This window comes from Micromonospora sp. LA-10 (genome assembly GCF_051853095.1).
GTDB classification, from domain to species: domain Bacteria; phylum Actinomycetota; class Actinomycetes; order Mycobacteriales; family Micromonosporaceae; genus Micromonospora; species Micromonospora echinospora_A.
Genome location: NZ_CP195710.1, coordinates 2,734,358 through 2,748,570 on the forward strand (window position 1 = coordinate 2,734,358; position 14,213 = coordinate 2,748,570).

14 protein-coding genes are annotated in these 14,213 nt (G+C 72.0%); 11 read left to right on the forward strand and 3 right to left on the reverse strand.

Translation table 11 applies throughout. From position 1 onward, the window contains the following. Position 1: 1 nt before the first annotated feature. Complete coding sequence (locus ACSDG8_RS12680) at positions 2-1,144, reverse strand: cystathionine gamma-synthase (RefSeq protein WP_210896650.1); 1,143 nt, start codon at positions 1,142-1,144, stop codon at positions 2-4. A gap of 100 nt (positions 1,145-1,244) precedes the next feature. On the opposite strand from ACSDG8_RS12680, the gene ACSDG8_RS12685 reads away from it, so the two are divergent. The 10 genes from ACSDG8_RS12685 (at position 1,245) to ACSDG8_RS12730 (ending at position 11,083) form a co-directional block, all read left to right on the forward strand. Then, on the forward strand, positions 1,245-1,574 hold the full coding sequence (locus tag ACSDG8_RS12685) for a hypothetical protein (protein WP_307856175.1): 330 nt from the start codon (positions 1,245-1,247) through the stop codon (positions 1,572-1,574). Next, positions 1,571-2,266 carry a nucleotidyl transferase AbiEii/AbiGii toxin family protein gene (locus ACSDG8_RS12690; protein WP_210896653.1) on the forward strand — a complete coding sequence of 232 codons (696 nt, stop codon included), beginning with the start codon at positions 1,571-1,573 and terminating at the stop codon, positions 2,264-2,266. Before ACSDG8_RS12685 ends, ACSDG8_RS12690 begins: the two co-directional genes overlap by 4 nt. A 123-nt stretch (positions 2,267-2,389) precedes the next feature. Next, positions 2,390-2,803: an HIT family protein gene (locus ACSDG8_RS12695; protein ID WP_210896655.1), complete on the forward strand. Its 414-nt coding sequence runs from the start codon at positions 2,390-2,392 to the stop codon at positions 2,801-2,803. Positions 2,804-2,879: 76 nt separating this feature from the next. Then, a complete protein-coding gene (gene msrA, locus ACSDG8_RS12700) occupies positions 2,880-3,539 on the forward strand; it encodes a peptide-methionine (S)-S-oxide reductase MsrA (protein ID WP_210896657.1) in 660 nt (219 codons plus the stop codon). 90 nt (positions 3,540-3,629) lie between these two features. After that, a complete protein-coding gene (locus ACSDG8_RS12705) occupies positions 3,630-4,085 on the forward strand; it encodes a GNAT family N-acetyltransferase (protein ID WP_210896659.1) in 456 nt (151 codons plus the stop codon). A gap of 443 nt (positions 4,086-4,528) precedes the next feature. Further along, complete coding sequence (locus tag ACSDG8_RS12710) at positions 4,529-6,319, forward strand: N-acetylglutaminylglutamine amidotransferase (RefSeq protein WP_439427900.1); 1,791 nt, start codon at positions 4,529-4,531, stop codon at positions 6,317-6,319. A 2-nt stretch (positions 6,320-6,321) separates the two neighbouring features. After that, complete coding sequence (gene ngg, locus ACSDG8_RS12715) at positions 6,322-8,160, forward strand: N-acetylglutaminylglutamine synthetase (protein WP_210896663.1); 1,839 nt, start codon at positions 6,322-6,324, stop codon at positions 8,158-8,160. Further along, on the forward strand, positions 8,157-9,341 hold the full coding sequence (locus ACSDG8_RS12720) for an osmoprotectant NAGGN system M42 family peptidase (protein ID WP_210896665.1): 1,185 nt from the start codon (positions 8,157-8,159) through the stop codon (positions 9,339-9,341). The genes ngg and ACSDG8_RS12720 overlap by 4 nt, the downstream gene beginning before the upstream one ends. Before the next feature lie 306 nt (positions 9,342-9,647). Then, a complete protein-coding gene (locus ACSDG8_RS12725; protein WP_210896667.1) occupies positions 9,648-10,577 on the forward strand; it encodes a ribonuclease Z in 930 nt (309 codons plus the stop codon). Continuing rightward, positions 10,574-11,083 (forward strand): GNAT family N-acetyltransferase, encoded by a 510-nt coding sequence (locus tag ACSDG8_RS12730; protein ID WP_210896669.1) that lies wholly within the window; start codon positions 10,574-10,576, stop codon positions 11,081-11,083. Before ACSDG8_RS12725 ends, ACSDG8_RS12730 begins: the two co-directional genes overlap by 4 nt. A gap of 91 nt (positions 11,084-11,174) precedes the next feature. Here the strand turns inward: ACSDG8_RS12730 and ACSDG8_RS12735 are convergent, their stop codons facing one another. Together ACSDG8_RS12735 and ACSDG8_RS12740 are read right to left on the reverse strand one after the other, a co-directional pair. Next, positions 11,175-12,545: a cystathionine beta-synthase gene (locus ACSDG8_RS12735; RefSeq protein WP_210896671.1), complete on the reverse strand. Its 1,371-nt coding sequence runs from the start codon at positions 12,543-12,545 to the stop codon at positions 11,175-11,177. A 76-nt stretch (positions 12,546-12,621) separates the two neighbouring features. After that, a complete protein-coding gene (locus ACSDG8_RS12740; RefSeq protein WP_013474058.1) occupies positions 12,622-12,978 on the reverse strand; it encodes a YkvA family protein in 357 nt (118 codons plus the stop codon). A 140-nt stretch (positions 12,979-13,118) separates the two neighbouring features. Between ACSDG8_RS12740 and ACSDG8_RS12745 the strand changes: the two genes are divergently transcribed. After that, positions 13,119-14,165: an SGNH/GDSL hydrolase family protein gene (locus ACSDG8_RS12745; protein WP_210896673.1), complete on the forward strand. Its 1,047-nt coding sequence runs from the start codon at positions 13,119-13,121 to the stop codon at positions 14,163-14,165. Positions 14,166-14,213 lie beyond the last annotated feature (48 nt).

Below are 14,213 nucleotides of genomic sequence, written 5' to 3' on the forward strand. Positions count from 1 at the left end.
GTCAGCCCAGGGCCTGCTCCAGATCGGCGAGCAGGTCGTCGACCGTCTCGATGCCGACAGACAGTCGCACGAGATCGCCGGGAACTTCAAGCGGCGAGCCCGCAGCGCTTGCGTGTGTCATCCGGCCGGGGTGCTCGATCAGGGACTCGACGCCGCCGAGCGACTCGGCGAGCACGAACAACCGGGCCCGGTTGCAGATCTCCACGGCGTGCTCCTCGCCGCCCGCCGCGCGGAACGAGATCATGCCGCCGAACCGCCGCATCTGCTTGGCGGCCACCTCGTGCCCGGGGTGCGAGGGCAGGCCCGGGTAGAGGACCTGCGCGACCTTCGCGTGGCCGTCCAGGTAGGCCGCGATCCGCTCGGCGTTGTCGCAGTGCCGGTCCATCCGTACCCCGAGGGTCTTGATGCCGCGCAGGGTGAGCCAGGCGTCGAACGGGCCGTTGATCGCGCCCATCGCGTTCTGGTGGTAGCGCAGCTCCTCGCCGAGCGCCCGGTCCGCGGCGACGAGCGCGCCGCCGACCACGTCGGAGTGTCCGCCGACGTACTTGGTGGTGGAGTGCACCACCACGTCCGCGCCGAACGCGATCGGCTGCTGCAGGTACGGCGAGGCGAACGTGTTGTCGACCACCAGCAGCGCGCCGGCGTCGTGCGCCACGGCGGCCAGCGCCGCGATGTCGGCGATGCCGAGCAGCGGGTTCGTCGGCGTCTCCACCCACACGATCCGGGTGGCGCCCGGGCGGATCGCCGCGCGCACCGCGTCCGGGTCGGAGACCTTCGCCGGGGTGTACGCCAGCCCCCAGCGCTCGGCCACCTTGGCGAACAGCCGGTAGGTGCCGCCGTACGCGTCGTCCGGGATCACCACGTGGTCGCCCGGCTTGCAGATGGTCCGCAGCAGCGTGTCCTCGGCGGCCAGCCCGCTGGCGAAGGCGAGCCCCACCTGGCCGCCCTCCAGCGCGGCCAGGCATTCCTGGAGCGCGTCCCGGGTGGGGTTGCCGGAGCGGCTGTACTCGTAGCCCTCGCGCGGCGCGCCGACGGCGTCCTGGGCGTACGTGCTGGTCTGGTAGATCGGCGGAATCACCGCGCCGGTGCGGGCCTCCGGGGCCTGACCGGCGTGGATGGCGAGTGTCTCGAAGCCGTGCCTCATGCCGCAGACGTTAGTCCGCCCGCTTTGCCTTTGCTCCCGGTAGGCCGGGCGCGCCTGTCACAACCAGGAGTCTGTCGGGGTGGTCGGCCATACTGGGCCGGTGAGTACGACCGAGGCGCTCCCCTCCCGCCTGCACGGCGTCGCCGACCGGATCCCGGCCTCGCTGGGCCTCCTGAGCGGGCCGCGGTCGGGGCGGGTCAGGCTGCCCGTGCGCCTCGCCTGGTCGGGCCCGGGCGACTACGACGTGGGTGACCCGGGTGAGCGACTGACCCTCTACTGCCTCCTGCTGGACTGCGGCCAACGGGAGGACATCATCAGGTACGTCGACGCCGCGCTGCTCCGCCAGGACTGGCCACGCATTCGACGGCTGACGGCCCGACGGGTGACCCGGCTCTGGGAGCGGCAACTGCCCGACCTCGTCGCCGGATGATGGGCGCACTGCACCGTCGCCTGCTGGAGATCGGTTTCACCGCTGGTGACGACCTGGGACTGATGCTCGCCGGTGGCTACGCCATGTGTGCCCACGATCTGGTCGACCGGCCCTCTCAGGACATCGACTTCGCCACGGCCGCCGCGATTCCGCTCGGTGCCGTGGCGGACCGCCTCGCCGCCGCCTACGCCGCGGCCGGGTTCTCCGCCCGGATCATCGAGTCGACGCCGCGCATGGCTCGCCTGCTGATCTCGGACGACGTCTCTTCATGTGAGGTCGATCTGCTCAAGGAGGCACTCGCGCCGCCGGCCCGCATGGCGCTGGGCCCGGTGCTGGCCTTCGAGGACGCGGTCGGGCTGAAGGTCCGCGCGCTACACGACCGTGCTGCCCACCGCGACTACATCGACGTCCACGCAGCCTCCGCTCGACTCACCTGGTCGGAGTTGGAGCACCTCGGCGCCCGGCACACCGCAGGCTTCTCGCTCGACGAACTGGCCGACCGATTGGGTGGCGTGGTGGAGCGGGACGGCCGGACGTTCCGGTCGTACGGAATCACCGAGCAGCAGGTCGAAGAGTTGCGCGCATGGGCGCTGCGGTGGGAGGCGGACATCCGGGCACGCCTCGCCAACGGCGAGACCGGCCCGGCCGGCGTCCCCGACGACGACTGGGACGCCTACCTCGACCGCGCCTGACCGCGACCGACGCTTCGTCGATCATGAGGTTGACGGCGACCGTGGTCCGATTTGTCGCCCCCAACCTCATGATCACGCTCGCCTGCGGAGCGGGGGCCACGGGTCCGGCCTAGGGTGGGACGGATGAGCGGGTGTGTGTTCTGCGGGATCGTGGCGGGCGAGGTGCCGGCGTTCCGGGTCACCGACGAGCCGGACGGGGTCGCGTTCCTCGACACCCGGCCGGTGTTCAAGGGACACGTGCTCGTGGTGCCCCGCACCCACCTGGTCACCCTGTCCGACCTGCCGGCCGAAGCGCTGCCCGGCTACTTCCGGCTGGTGCAGCGCATCGCCGTGGCGGTGGAGGCCGGTCTGGGCTCCGGTGGGACGTTCGTGGCGATGAACAACCGGGTGTCCCAGTCCGTACCGCACCTGCACACCCACGTGGTGCCCCGGACCAAGGGCGACGGGCTGCGCGGCTTCTTCTGGCCGCGTACCCGGTACGCCGACGACACCGAGGCCGAGACGTTCGCCGGGCGGATCTCGGCTGCGCTGGCCTGACGTGCGCGTGGGCGGGTAAGGAACCGGGGGCCGACGCTGTTGCACACGCTGGGAAAGCCAAGAGAGGAGTCCCACCGTGTTCCTCCGCCGCATGAAGGCCGAAATGATCACTCCTGACCAGGCTCTGCCGGGCCGCCCGATCGCGATGCCGATCGCCGACCGGCACGAGGTGCTGCCGTCGACGCTGAAGGGCCCGTTCCCCGAGGGCGCGCAGGTCGCCGTCTTCGGCATGGGCTGTTTCTGGGGCGCCGAGCGGCTGTTCTGGACCCTCCCCGGCGTGATCACCACGTCCGCCGGTTACGCGGGTGGCTACACCACCAACCCGACGTACGAGGAGGTCTGCTCGGGCATGACCGGGCACGCCGAGGTGGTCCAGGTGGTCTACGACCCGTCGAAGATCGCCTACGAGGACCTGCTCAAGGTCTTCTGGGAGAACCACGACCCGACCCAGGGCATGCGCCAGGGCAACGACGTGGGCACCCAGTACCGCTCGGCGATCTACACCACGACGGACGAGCAGGCCGCCGCCGCGAAGGCGTCGCGGGACGCGTTCGCGCCGATCGTGGCCCAGGCCGGCAAGGGTGAGATCACCACCGAGATCGCTCCGCTCGGCGACTACTACTTCGCCGAGGACTACCACCAGCAGTACCTGGCTCCGACGAAGAACCCGAACGGCTACTGCAACCACGGACCCAACGGCATGACCTGCCCAGTGGGCGTGGCCAAGACGGCCTGATTCCGGCACAGCGCTGGTGCGGGTCTGCGGATCCGCGTCAGCGCTGACTTGGGCGTGACCGGCGCACTCCGGCGGTGGCAGACTCGGCTCGTGCGGATCAGTCAGGCGGGCGCGGACGACGTCCCGGAGTTGGCCCGGCTGCTGCTGTGGCTGGACAGTCTTCATGAGGCGCCAGCACAGCCGTCCATTGACGCATTCACAGCGGAGCTTGCTCGGTGGTGGGAAGCCCACCAGGACTCGCACCTGGCGTTCGTCGCTCGACTCCGCCGACCCGAGATCGTCGGCATGGCCTGGGTCGCGCTCGTCCCTCGCGTGCCACGACCTGGAGCGACACGTCGGCTGTCCGCCGACATACAGAGCGTCTTCGTCTTACCGGATCAGCGAGGCCGGGGGATCGGCTCGGCGCTCGTGGAAGCTGCGGCGGGGCGTGCCACCCACCTTGGATCCCTCCGCGTGACGGTTCATTCCGGTCGCAGGGCGGTCCCGGTGTACGAACGGCTGGGCTTCGAGTCGTCCCGACAACTCCTACAGAGATCGACAAGCTAGGCGGCCATTAGTACGCCGTCCGCCAGGACCAAGAACCCGACGGCTACTGCGACCACGGACCGAACGGGCTGAGCTGCCCCGTCGGCGTGGCCCGCACCGCGTAGCCACACCCGGATCGGGCACGATGACCGGCGACCCCGCGCATCGTGCCCGACCGCCCCGCCATGCTCGCCGATCTTGCACTTTGCTACCCCCGCAAACTCGCCAATCGGACATCCTGTGGGCCCGAACTGCAAGATCGCGGGAGCGGGGTACGGGCGGCGGGCCGTGCGGTGTTCCTCACACCCCGGTCGAGCCGGATTTCCGGCATCCGGCGCCCGAGGGCTGGAAACTGCACCTCAACTGGCGACCACCCTGCGTGACGGCGCATCGTAGCAACCTGTCACACGTTCGTCATCGTCTCAACAGGCGAACCGAAACAACCTCTGGCAGCATTGGCTCGTATGTGCGGACTTGCGGGAGAGTTCCGCCGTGACGGTTCACGCGCCGATGTCTCGGCCGTGGAGCGGATGGCGGCCACGATGAGTGACCGAGGGCCCGACGACAGCGGCGTCTGGTCGCAGGGGCCGACCGCGCTGGGACACCGGCGCTTGAAGATCATCGACTTGTCCGCCGCGAGCGGCCAACCGATCGTGGACGCGGCCGCCGGGCTGACCGGCGTGTTCAACGGCTGCATCTACAACTACCGGGAGCTGCGCGCGGAGCTGCAGGCCAAGGGACACCGCTTCTTCTCCTCCGGAGACAGCGAGGTCGTGGTCAAGGCGTACGCCGAGTGGGGTCTCGACTTCGTCGACCACCTGATCGGCATGTTCGCGGTGGCGATCAGCGAGCGCGACACCGGCCGCCTGGTGCTGGCCCGGGACCGCCTCGGCATCAAGCCGCTCTACCTGGCCGAGAGCCCCGGCGTGGTGCGGTTCGCCTCGACCCTGCCGGCGCTGCTCGCCGGTGGCGGCATCGACACCACCATCGACCGGGTGGCGCTCGCCCACTACCTGAGCTTCCACAGCATCGTGCCGCCGCCGCGCACGATCCTCGCCGGCGTCACCAAGCTGCCGCCGGCCACGGTCCGGGTGTACGAGGCGGACGGCTCCACCAACGAGCGGGTGTACTGGGACCCGTCCTTCGGCCGCGCCGCCGAGCGGGCCGGCTGGTCCGAGCGGGACTGGCAGGACGCGCTGCTCGACTCGCTGACCACCGCCGTACGCCGCCGCATGGTGGCCGACGTCCCGGTGGGCGTGCTGCTCTCCGGCGGCCTCGACTCCAGCCTGGTCGTGGCGCTGCTGGCCGGCGAGGGGCAGGCCCGCTCCGGCCTGGCCACGTTCTCCATCGGCTTCGACGCGGTCGGCGGGCGTGAGGGCGACGAGTTCGTCTACTCCGACCTGGTCGCGAAGACGTTCGGCACCGACCACCACCAGATCCGGGTGCCCACCGGCGACCTGCTGCCGCCGCTGGAATCCGCCGTCGCGGCCATGAGCGAGCCCATGGTCAGCCACGACTGCGTCGCGTTCTGGCTGCTCAGCCAGGAGGTCGCGCGGCACGTCAAGGTGGTCCAGTCGGGTCAGGGCGCGGACGAGATCCTGGGCGGCTACCACTGGTACCCGCCGCTGGCCGGGGTGGACCGGGAGCAGGCGCTCGAGACGTACGCGAAGGCGTTCTTCGACCGCGACGCGGCCGGACTGGCCCGGGTGCTCAACCCGGCGTGGCTGGCCGACGGCGACCCGGCGCGGGAGTTCGTGGCCGCGCACCTGGGCCGCGCCGGCGCGCAGACCGCCGTCGACGCCGGCCTGCGGATCGACACCCAGGTCATGCTGACCGACGACCCGGTGAAGCGGGTCGACAACATGACCATGGCGCACGGGCTGGAGGCCCGGGTGCCGTTCCTCGACCACGAGTTCGTCGAACTGGCCGCGAGCTGCCCGCCGGAGCTGAAGCTGGCCCAGGGCGGCAAGGGCGTGCTCAAGGAGATCGGCCGCCGGGTGCTGCCGCACGAGGTCATCGACCGGCCCAAGGGCTACTTCCCTGTGCCGGGACTCACCCACCTGGAGGGCAAGCTCCTCGACCGGGTACGCGACGCGCTCACCGCCCCCGAGGCGCGCCGTCGTGACCTGTTCCGCGCCGACTACGTCGACGCGCTGCTCGCCGACCCGAATGCCGAACTGACCCCGTTGAACGGAAACAAGCTGTGGCAACTGGGACTCCTGGAAATGTGGCTCCAGAGCCACGGAATCGACTGACCGTGACTGACACCCTCGCCACCGGCACGGCGCGTACCGACCGGGAACGGGTGCTGGGGCGCCGCCGGGAACGCACCGGCCCCGGCGGTGACCCGGTCGCACCGGGTACGCCGGAGCAGCGGCAGCCGGAGACCGCGCCCACCGACTCCACGGGCGTGGTGCTGGACTGCGGCTGGGGCCGGCTGGTGTTCGGGCAGACGTTCGCCGACCAGGTGCACGTGGCCGACGTGCTGCGCTCCGAGGCGGTCGGCGCCCGGGACATCTGCATCTACCTGCGCGACCCGCACGTGCTGGTGTCCCGGCTGCCGGACGAGCTGTTCATCGACCCGTCGCTGACGTACCGGCTGCCGCTGGGCGAGAAGCGGCCCGCCGCCACCGAGGGCGGCGAGGTCCCCGGGCTGACCGTCCGGCCGCTGCGCGACGCCGACGACGCCGAGTCGGTGAACCGGATCTACGCGCGCAACGGCATGGTCACCGCCCCGGTCGAGGTGCTGGTGGACAACGCCGGCACCGACCGGTTCCTGCACCTCGTCGCGGAGGACGCCACGGGTGAGGTGGTCGGCACCATCACCGGCGTGGACCACGTCGCGGTCTTCGGCGACCCGGAGAAGGGCGCCAGCCTGTGGTGTCTGACGGTGGACTTCAACACCGCCCCGCCCGGCACCGGCCAGGCGCTGCTCACCGCGCTCGCCGACCGGCTCGACGAGCGCGGCCGGGCGTTCGTGGACCTGTCCGTGCTGGCCGAGAACTCGGGCGCGATCCGGCTGTACGAGCGCCTCGGCTTCCACCGCACCGGCACGCTCTGCGTGAAGCGGAAGAACCCGATCAACGAGCGCCTGTTCCTGCCCGCCATGCCGCAGGGGTACGACGAGCTGAACCCGTACGCGAAGATCGTCGCGGACGAGGCGATGCGCCGCGGCATCCGGGTGGAGGTGACCGATCCGCACTGGGGTGAGCTGAAGCTGACCAGCGGCGGCCGGACCATCCACACCCGTGAGTCGCTGTCGGAGCTGACGTCGGCGGTGGCGATGAGCCGCTGCGACGACAAGCGGGTGACCCGGCGCATCCTCACCGAGGCCGGGCTGTCCGTGCCGCGCGGGCGTACCGCCACCGGCGAGCCCGACGACGTGGCGTTCCTCAACGACGTGGGCCCGGTGGTGGTCAAGCCGGCGCGCGGCGAGCAGGGCAACGGCATCACCGTCGGCGTGCGTACGCCGGAGGCGCTGACCGCGGCCGTCGAGCTGGCCCGCCGGTTCTGCCCGGACGTGCTGATCGAGGAGCTGCGCGCGGGCGAGGACCTGCGGGTCGTGGTGATCGACCACGAGGTCGTCGCCGCCGCGGTACGCCGCCCGGCGCAGATCACCGGCGACGGCGTGCACGACATCACCGAGCTGATCGAGCGGCAGAGCCGCCGCCGGGCCGCCGCCACCGGCGGTGAGTCCCGCATCCCGGTCGACGACATGACCCGCGAGGTCGTGGCCGAGGCCGGCTACCGGATGCACGACGTGCTCCCGGAGGGCGAGGTGCTGGCGGTCCGGCGCACGGCCAACCTGCACACCGGCGGCACGATCCACGACGTGACCGCCGAGCTGCACCCGACGATCGCCGAGGCGTGCGTCACCGCCAGCCGGGCGCTGGACATCCCGGTCACCGGGCTGGACCTGCTGGTCCCCGCCCCGGACCGGCCGGAACACGTGTTCATCGAGGCGAACGAGCGGCCCGGACTGGCCAACCACGAGCCGCAGCCGACCGCCGAACGCTTCGTCGACCTGCTCTTCCCGGGTACCCGGGCACCGCAGCGACTCTGGTCGCCTGCCGGTGCGGCAGGCTCTGGGGCATGACCGCACGCAAACCCCAACCGCTCAAGCTCGACCTCGACTATCTCCGCCAGGTGCTGGTGGAGCTGCTGGAGATCCCCAGCCCGTCGGGGCGCACCGACCACATCCAGCAGTACGTGGGCGAGCGGCTCTCCGCGATCGGGATCAGCTCCACGCTGACCCGTCGCGGGGCGCTGAGCGCCTGCCTGCCCGGTCCCCGGTCGACCGGCGCCGACCGGGCCGTGGTGGTGCACACCGACACCATCGGCGGCATGGTGAAGCGGCTCAAGGAGAACGGCCGGCTGGAGGTCAACCCGATCGGCACGCACAGCGCCCGCTTCGCCGAGGGCGCCCACGTGCGGATCTTCACCGACGACCTGGACCGGGTCGTCACCGGCCAGGTGCTGCCGCTGAAGGCGAGCGGGCACCGCTACAACGAGGCGGTGGACCTCCAGGGCGTCGGCTGGGAGCTGGTCGAGGTGCGGGTGGACGAGCCGGTGCACGACGAGGCCGGGCTGCGGGCGCTGGGCATCGACGCCGGGGACTTCGTGGCGTTCCTCACCAACCCCACGATCACCCCGAACGGGTACGTCAAGTCCCGCCACCTGGACGACAAGGCGGGCGTGGCGGCGGTGCTGACCGCGTTCAAGGCGATGGTCGACGCCGGGGTCACCCCGGCGGTCACCGCGCACCTGCTGGTCACCGTCACCGAGGAGATCGGCCACGGCGCCAGCCACGGGCTGGACCCGGACGTCGCGGAGATCGTCTCGGTGGACGCGGCGGTGGTCGCGCCGGGCCAGCAGTCCCGGGAGACCGCGGCGACGCTCGCCATGGGCGACGGGGTCGGCCCGTTCGACTACCACCTGACCCGCAACCTCGCCTCGATCGCCAAGGAACACGGCGTCGACCTGGTCCGGGACGTCTTCGACTACTACCGCTCGGACGTGGCCGCCGCGGTCGAGGCCGGGGCGCACGCCCGGGTGGCGCTGCTCGGGTTCGGCGTGGACGCCACCCACGGCCACGAGCGCACCCACCTCGACGGCCTGCACCAGCTCACCCAGCTGCTCTGCCTCTACCTCCAGAGCCCGCTGGTCTTCCCCGAGTGGGACGCCGAGCCGGAGGGCGACCTGGCCGACTTCCCGTCGCTCGCGGTGCAGCCCGCGCTCGAGGAGGGCCCGCGCGAGGGCCCGATCGGCCTGGACTGACGCTTGTGATCGAAACCCGTTGCCGAGGCCGCCGGGAAGTGGATAGCGTGGCGGTACACGGGAAAGGAGGTGGTCCAGACTTGTATAGCAATCGGACTCGTGAGGTGGCTGTCCGCTAGCCGCTGTCCTCGACAGTGAAAACTCGTCCGCCGCGAGGCGGACACCTGCAGGATCGTCGAGACCGTGTGGCAGCGGTGCGGCGAAACCACGACAGCCACCCGACCCCCGGGGTGCCGGCCCAGTCCAGCCGGCCCGCGCGCGAGCGCGGAAGCCCCGGGGGTCGCTTTTTGCGCTCGGGAGGGTGCGGTGTCCATGCGTGAGCTGGTGGTGCTCGGTACGGCCAGCCAGGCCCCGACCCGGCAGCGCAACCACAACGGCTACCTGCTGCGCTGGGACGACGAGGTGATCCTCTTCGACCCGGGCGAGGGCAGCCAGCGGCAGATGCTGCACACCGGCGTCACCGCCACCGACCTGACCCGGATCTGCGTCACCCACTTCCACGGCGACCACTGCCTCGGCCTGCCCGGCATGATCCAGCGGCTCTCGCTGGACCGCGTACCGCGCGCGGTGGCGGTGCACTTCCCGGCCGGCGGCGCCGAGTACTTCGCCCGGCTGCGCCACGCCTCCAGCTTCTACGAGACCGCCGAGCTGGCCGTCGAGCCGATCGACACCGACGGGCAGCGGATCACGCTCGGCGCCGGCACGCTGGAGGCCCGCCGGCTGCGGCACCCGATCGAGACGTACGGATACCGCCTGGTCGAGCCGGACGGCTGCCGGATGCTTCCGGAGCGGCTGGCCGCGTACGGCATCGCCGGTCCGGACGTGGGGCGGCTGCTGCGCGACGGGCACCTGGACCTCGACGGACGCCGCGTCACCCGGGACGAGGTGAGCGTGACCCGGCCGGGGCAGCGGTTCGCGTTCGTGATGGACACCGGGCTCTGCGACGGCGTGTACGCGCTGGCCGAGCACGCCGACCTGCTGGTGATCGAGTCGACGTTCCTGGAGTCGGAGGCGGCGCTCGCCGCCGAGGTCGGGCACCTCACCGCCGGCCAGGCCGCGCGGGTGGCGGCCGAGTCGGGGGTACGCACGCTCGTGCTCACCCACTTCTCCCAGCGGTACGCCGACCCGCGCCGCTTCCACGACGAGGCCCGGGAGCACTTCACCGGGGATCTGGTGATCGCCGAGGATCTGCTGACGGTGCAGGTGCCGCCCCGGCGGGTACCGTCGCCCGGGTGACGATCTCCCTACGTTCCGCGACCGAGGCCGACCTGATGGCGGTCGGCGCCCTGCACCAGCGCTCCCGGGTGGCGGCGTACTCGTCGTTCCTGCCGCCCGAGGCGCTGGCCGACCCGACGCCCGAGGCGATGGGCCGCTACTGGGTGGAGCGGCTGACCTGGGAGGGCGCCGACCACCGGATGACAGTGGTCGAACGGGACGGGCGGCTGGTGGGGTTCAGCTACCTCGGGCCGGACGACGAGGGCGACCCGTCGACCGGGCTGCTCAACGCGATCCACCTGGAGCCGTCCGAGCGGGGCCGGGGCACCGGGCGGGCGCTGATGGTGGACGCGCTGGACGCAATGCGGGCCCGTGGGTGGACCCGGGCGGCGCTGTGGGTGCTTCGGGACAACGCCGCCGCGCGCCGCTTCTACGAGCGCGGCGGCTGGGCCGCCACCGGTGAGCAGCGGGACGAGCACATCGGCGCGGCGCTCGTCCCCCAGCTCCGCTACGCCCGCCTGGTGTAAGGAAGGGCCCCTTCTTAACGCCTCCGGTAGAGGAAGGGCCCCTTGTTAACACCGAGTGTTAACAAGGGGCCCTTCCTTACAACGCGGAGGGTCAGCGGGCGCCGAGGTGGGCCAGCAGGTCCTGGCGGGTCAGCACGCCCTTGGGCTTGCCGTCGACCAGCACCAGCGCCGCGTCCGCCTTCTCCAGCAGCCCGACCGCCTCGCTCACCGGCTGCCCGCCGCCGATCATCGGCAGCGGCTCGCCCATGTGCCGCTCGATCGTGTCGTGCAGGTGGGCCTGACCGGTGAAGAGCGCGTCGAGCAGGTCCTTCTCCGCGATCGAACCGGCCACCTCACCGGTCACCACCGGCGGCTCGGCCTTCAGCACCGGGAGCTGAGAGACGCCGTACTCGCGCATGTAGTCGATCGCGTCGCGCACCGTCTCGGTCGGGTGCACGTGCACCAGCTCGGGCAGGCCACCGGGCTTGCTGGCGAGCGCGTCGGCCACCGTCGGCTCGGTGCCGGAGTCGTCCAGGAAGCCGTACCGGGCCATCCACTTGTCGTTGAAGATCTTCGACAGGTAGCCCCGGCCGCCGTCCGGCAGCAGCACCACGATCACGTCGTCCGGGCCGGCCTTGCGGGCCACCTCCAGCGCGCCCACCACCGCCATGCCGCAGGAGCCGCCGACCAGCAGACCCTCCTCGCGGGCCAGCCGGCGGGTCATCTCGAAGGATTCCTTGTCCGACACCTCGACGATCTCGTCGGCGATCGACCGGTCGTACGTCTCCGGCCAGAAGTCCTCACCGACGCCTTCGACCAGGTACGGCCGGCCGGTGCCGCCGGAGTAGACCGAGCCCTCCGGGTCCGCGCCGATCACCTTCACCCGGCCCTCGGACGCCTCCTTGAGGTAGCGGCCGATGCCGGAGATGGTGCCGCCGGTGCCGACGCCCGCCACGAAGTGGGTGATCTTTCCTTCGGTCTGCCGCCACAGCTCCGGGCCGGTCGTCTCGTAGTGCGAGCGCGGGTTGGCCGGGTTGCTGTACTGGTTGGGCTTCCACGCGCCGGGGATCTCCCGGGCCAGCCGGTCGGAGACGTTGTAGTAGGAGCGCGGGTCCTCCGGCGCGACGGCGGTCGGGCAGACCACCACCTCCGCGCCGTACGCGCGCAGCACGTCCTGCTTGTCCTGGCTGACCTTGTCCGGGCAGACGAAGACGCACCGGTAGCCGCGGAGCTGGGCCACCAGGGCCAGCCCGACGCCGGTGTTGCCGCTGGTCGGCTCCACGATCGTGCCGCCCGGGCGCAGGATGCCCGCCTTCTCGGCGTCCTCCACCATCCGCAGCGCGATCCGGTCCTTGACCGAGCCGCCCGGGTTCACGTATTCCACCTTCGCCAGCACGGTGGCCTGAATGCCCTCGGTGACGTTGCGCAGGCGGACCAGCGGGGTGTTGCCGATCAGCTCGACGACGTTGTCGTAGTACTGCACCTCGTTGTGCCCTTCGTCGCGCCGCCGTCGTGGGGCGGTCGGTCAGCCGTCAGTTCGCCGACCAGCGTACGTGCCGTCAGGGCACCACATGCCCCGGGATGACCGAGCTGCGACGTGCCTCCCACTCCAGGAACCGCTCGGTCTCGGCGAGCACGCTGCCGGCCAGCCAGGTGACCATCACCGCGTCGTCGGCCAGCCCGAAGATCGCCAGCGGGATCTCCGGCAGCAGGTCGATCGGGGAGACGATGTACGCGGTCGCCCCGGCCATCAGCGCCAGGCGCAGGCCGCCGTCGTACTCCCCCCGGGTGGTCGCGCGGATCATCCGCGGCAGCGCCGCCAGCCGGGCCCCGAGCGACGGTCCGCCCCGCGTACCCGCCGCCAGCGCCCGGGCCAGCGCGGCGAACGCGGCGCTGCGCTTCAACGTCTTCCCCATGTTTTCGCCCCTCTCCGCCCGACCATGGTGCGGCCCGGTGGCAAGCCCGCGTCCGCTACCCCATCGGTACCCAATCCGGGCACCGCCCAGCCATCCGATCGCGGACAGTGGGGGTCGTACCGGCGCGATACTGTCGGTTCATGGGGGACGCTGGTTCCGTCGCGCCGGTTCGCTGGCAGCGCGCCCGGCACATCGCCCGCCTGGCGGCGATCGGCACGGGCGCCACGGTTGCGGCCACTGCCGCCACCGGCGGGGTGCTGCTCGGCCAGGCCCGGCAGGCTCGCCGCACCATTCCGATGGCGCAGGCCCCGCCGCCGCGCTGCGACGGCGTCTACGGCGCGAAGCTGCCCGGCCCGCCGGTCACCATGGTCGTTCTGGGCGACTCCTCGGCGGCCGGTTACGGCGTGCACAGGCGCCGGGAGACCCCTGGTTCGCTGCTGGCCACCGGGCTGTCCCGCCGCCTGCACCGGCCCGTACGCCTGCACCGGTTCGCCGTGGTGGGCGCGCTGTCGTCCGGGCTGAAGCCGCAGGTCGAGTCCGCCCTGGAGGTCGAGCCGGACGTGGCGGTGATCCTGGTGGGCGGCAACGACGTCACCAACCGCACGCCGGCGGGGCTGGCCGTGCGCTATCTGGTCGACGCGGTCCGCACGCTGCGGGCGGCCGGCTGCGAGGTGGTCGTCGGCACGTGTCCCGACCTGGGCACCATCCGGCCGATCCAGCCGCCGCTGCGCTGGCTGGCCCGGCGCTGGAGCCGCCAGCTCGCCGCCGCCCAGACGGTGGGCGTGGTCGAGGCCGGCGGCCGTGCCGTCTCGCTCGGCGACATGCTCGGGCCACGGTTCGCCGCCGAGCCGGGCCGGATGTTCGCCTGGGACCGGTTCCACCCCTCCGCCGAGGGGTACGCGATAGCAGCGGCGGCTCTGCTGCCCACCGTGCTGTCCGCGCTGGGCGTCGTCCCGGAACGCAGGCCTGTCCTGCCCGGCGTGGAAGGCGTACGGTCGCTCCCGGAGGCGGCTCACGAGGCGGCCCGGCACGCCGGCACGGAGGTCAGCGGCGCCCAGCTCCGGGGTCGCGACCGCGGGCCCGGCGGCCGCTGGGCGCAGCTTCGCCGACGGGCCTTCTTCGGCGTCGGCGCGCTGCCCCCGACCGGCGGCGCCGCCGACTCGGCCACCCTGGAGGAAACGGCATGAGCGAGCGAATCGGCCGGCTCAGCGCGAAGGTGCCTCGTGGCGGCACGG

Excerpts from the sequence above, each read along its gene's own strand:
- ACSDG8_RS12680 (WP_210896650.1), bottom strand. The coding sequence starts at position 1,144 with ATGAGGCACGGCTTCGAGACACTCGCCATCCACGCCGGTCAGGCCCCG.
- ACSDG8_RS12690 (WP_210896653.1), top strand. The coding sequence starts at position 1,571 with ATGATGGGCGCACTGCACCGTCGCCTGCTGGAGATCGGTTTCACCGCT.
- ACSDG8_RS12695 (WP_210896655.1), top strand. The coding sequence starts at position 2,390 with ATGAGCGGGTGTGTGTTCTGCGGGATCGTGGCGGGCGAGGTGCCGGCG.
- ACSDG8_RS12710 (WP_439427900.1), top strand. The coding sequence starts at position 4,529 with ATGTGCGGACTTGCGGGAGAGTTCCGCCGTGACGGTTCACGCGCCGAT.
- ACSDG8_RS12720 (WP_210896665.1), top strand. The coding sequence starts at position 8,157 with ATGACCGCACGCAAACCCCAACCGCTCAAGCTCGACCTCGACTATCTC.
- ACSDG8_RS12740 (WP_013474058.1), bottom strand. The coding sequence starts at position 12,978 with ATGGGGAAGACGTTGAAGCGCAGCGCCGCGTTCGCCGCGCTGGCCCGG.
- ACSDG8_RS12745 (WP_210896673.1), top strand. The coding sequence starts at position 13,119 with ATGGGGGACGCTGGTTCCGTCGCGCCGGTTCGCTGGCAGCGCGCCCGG.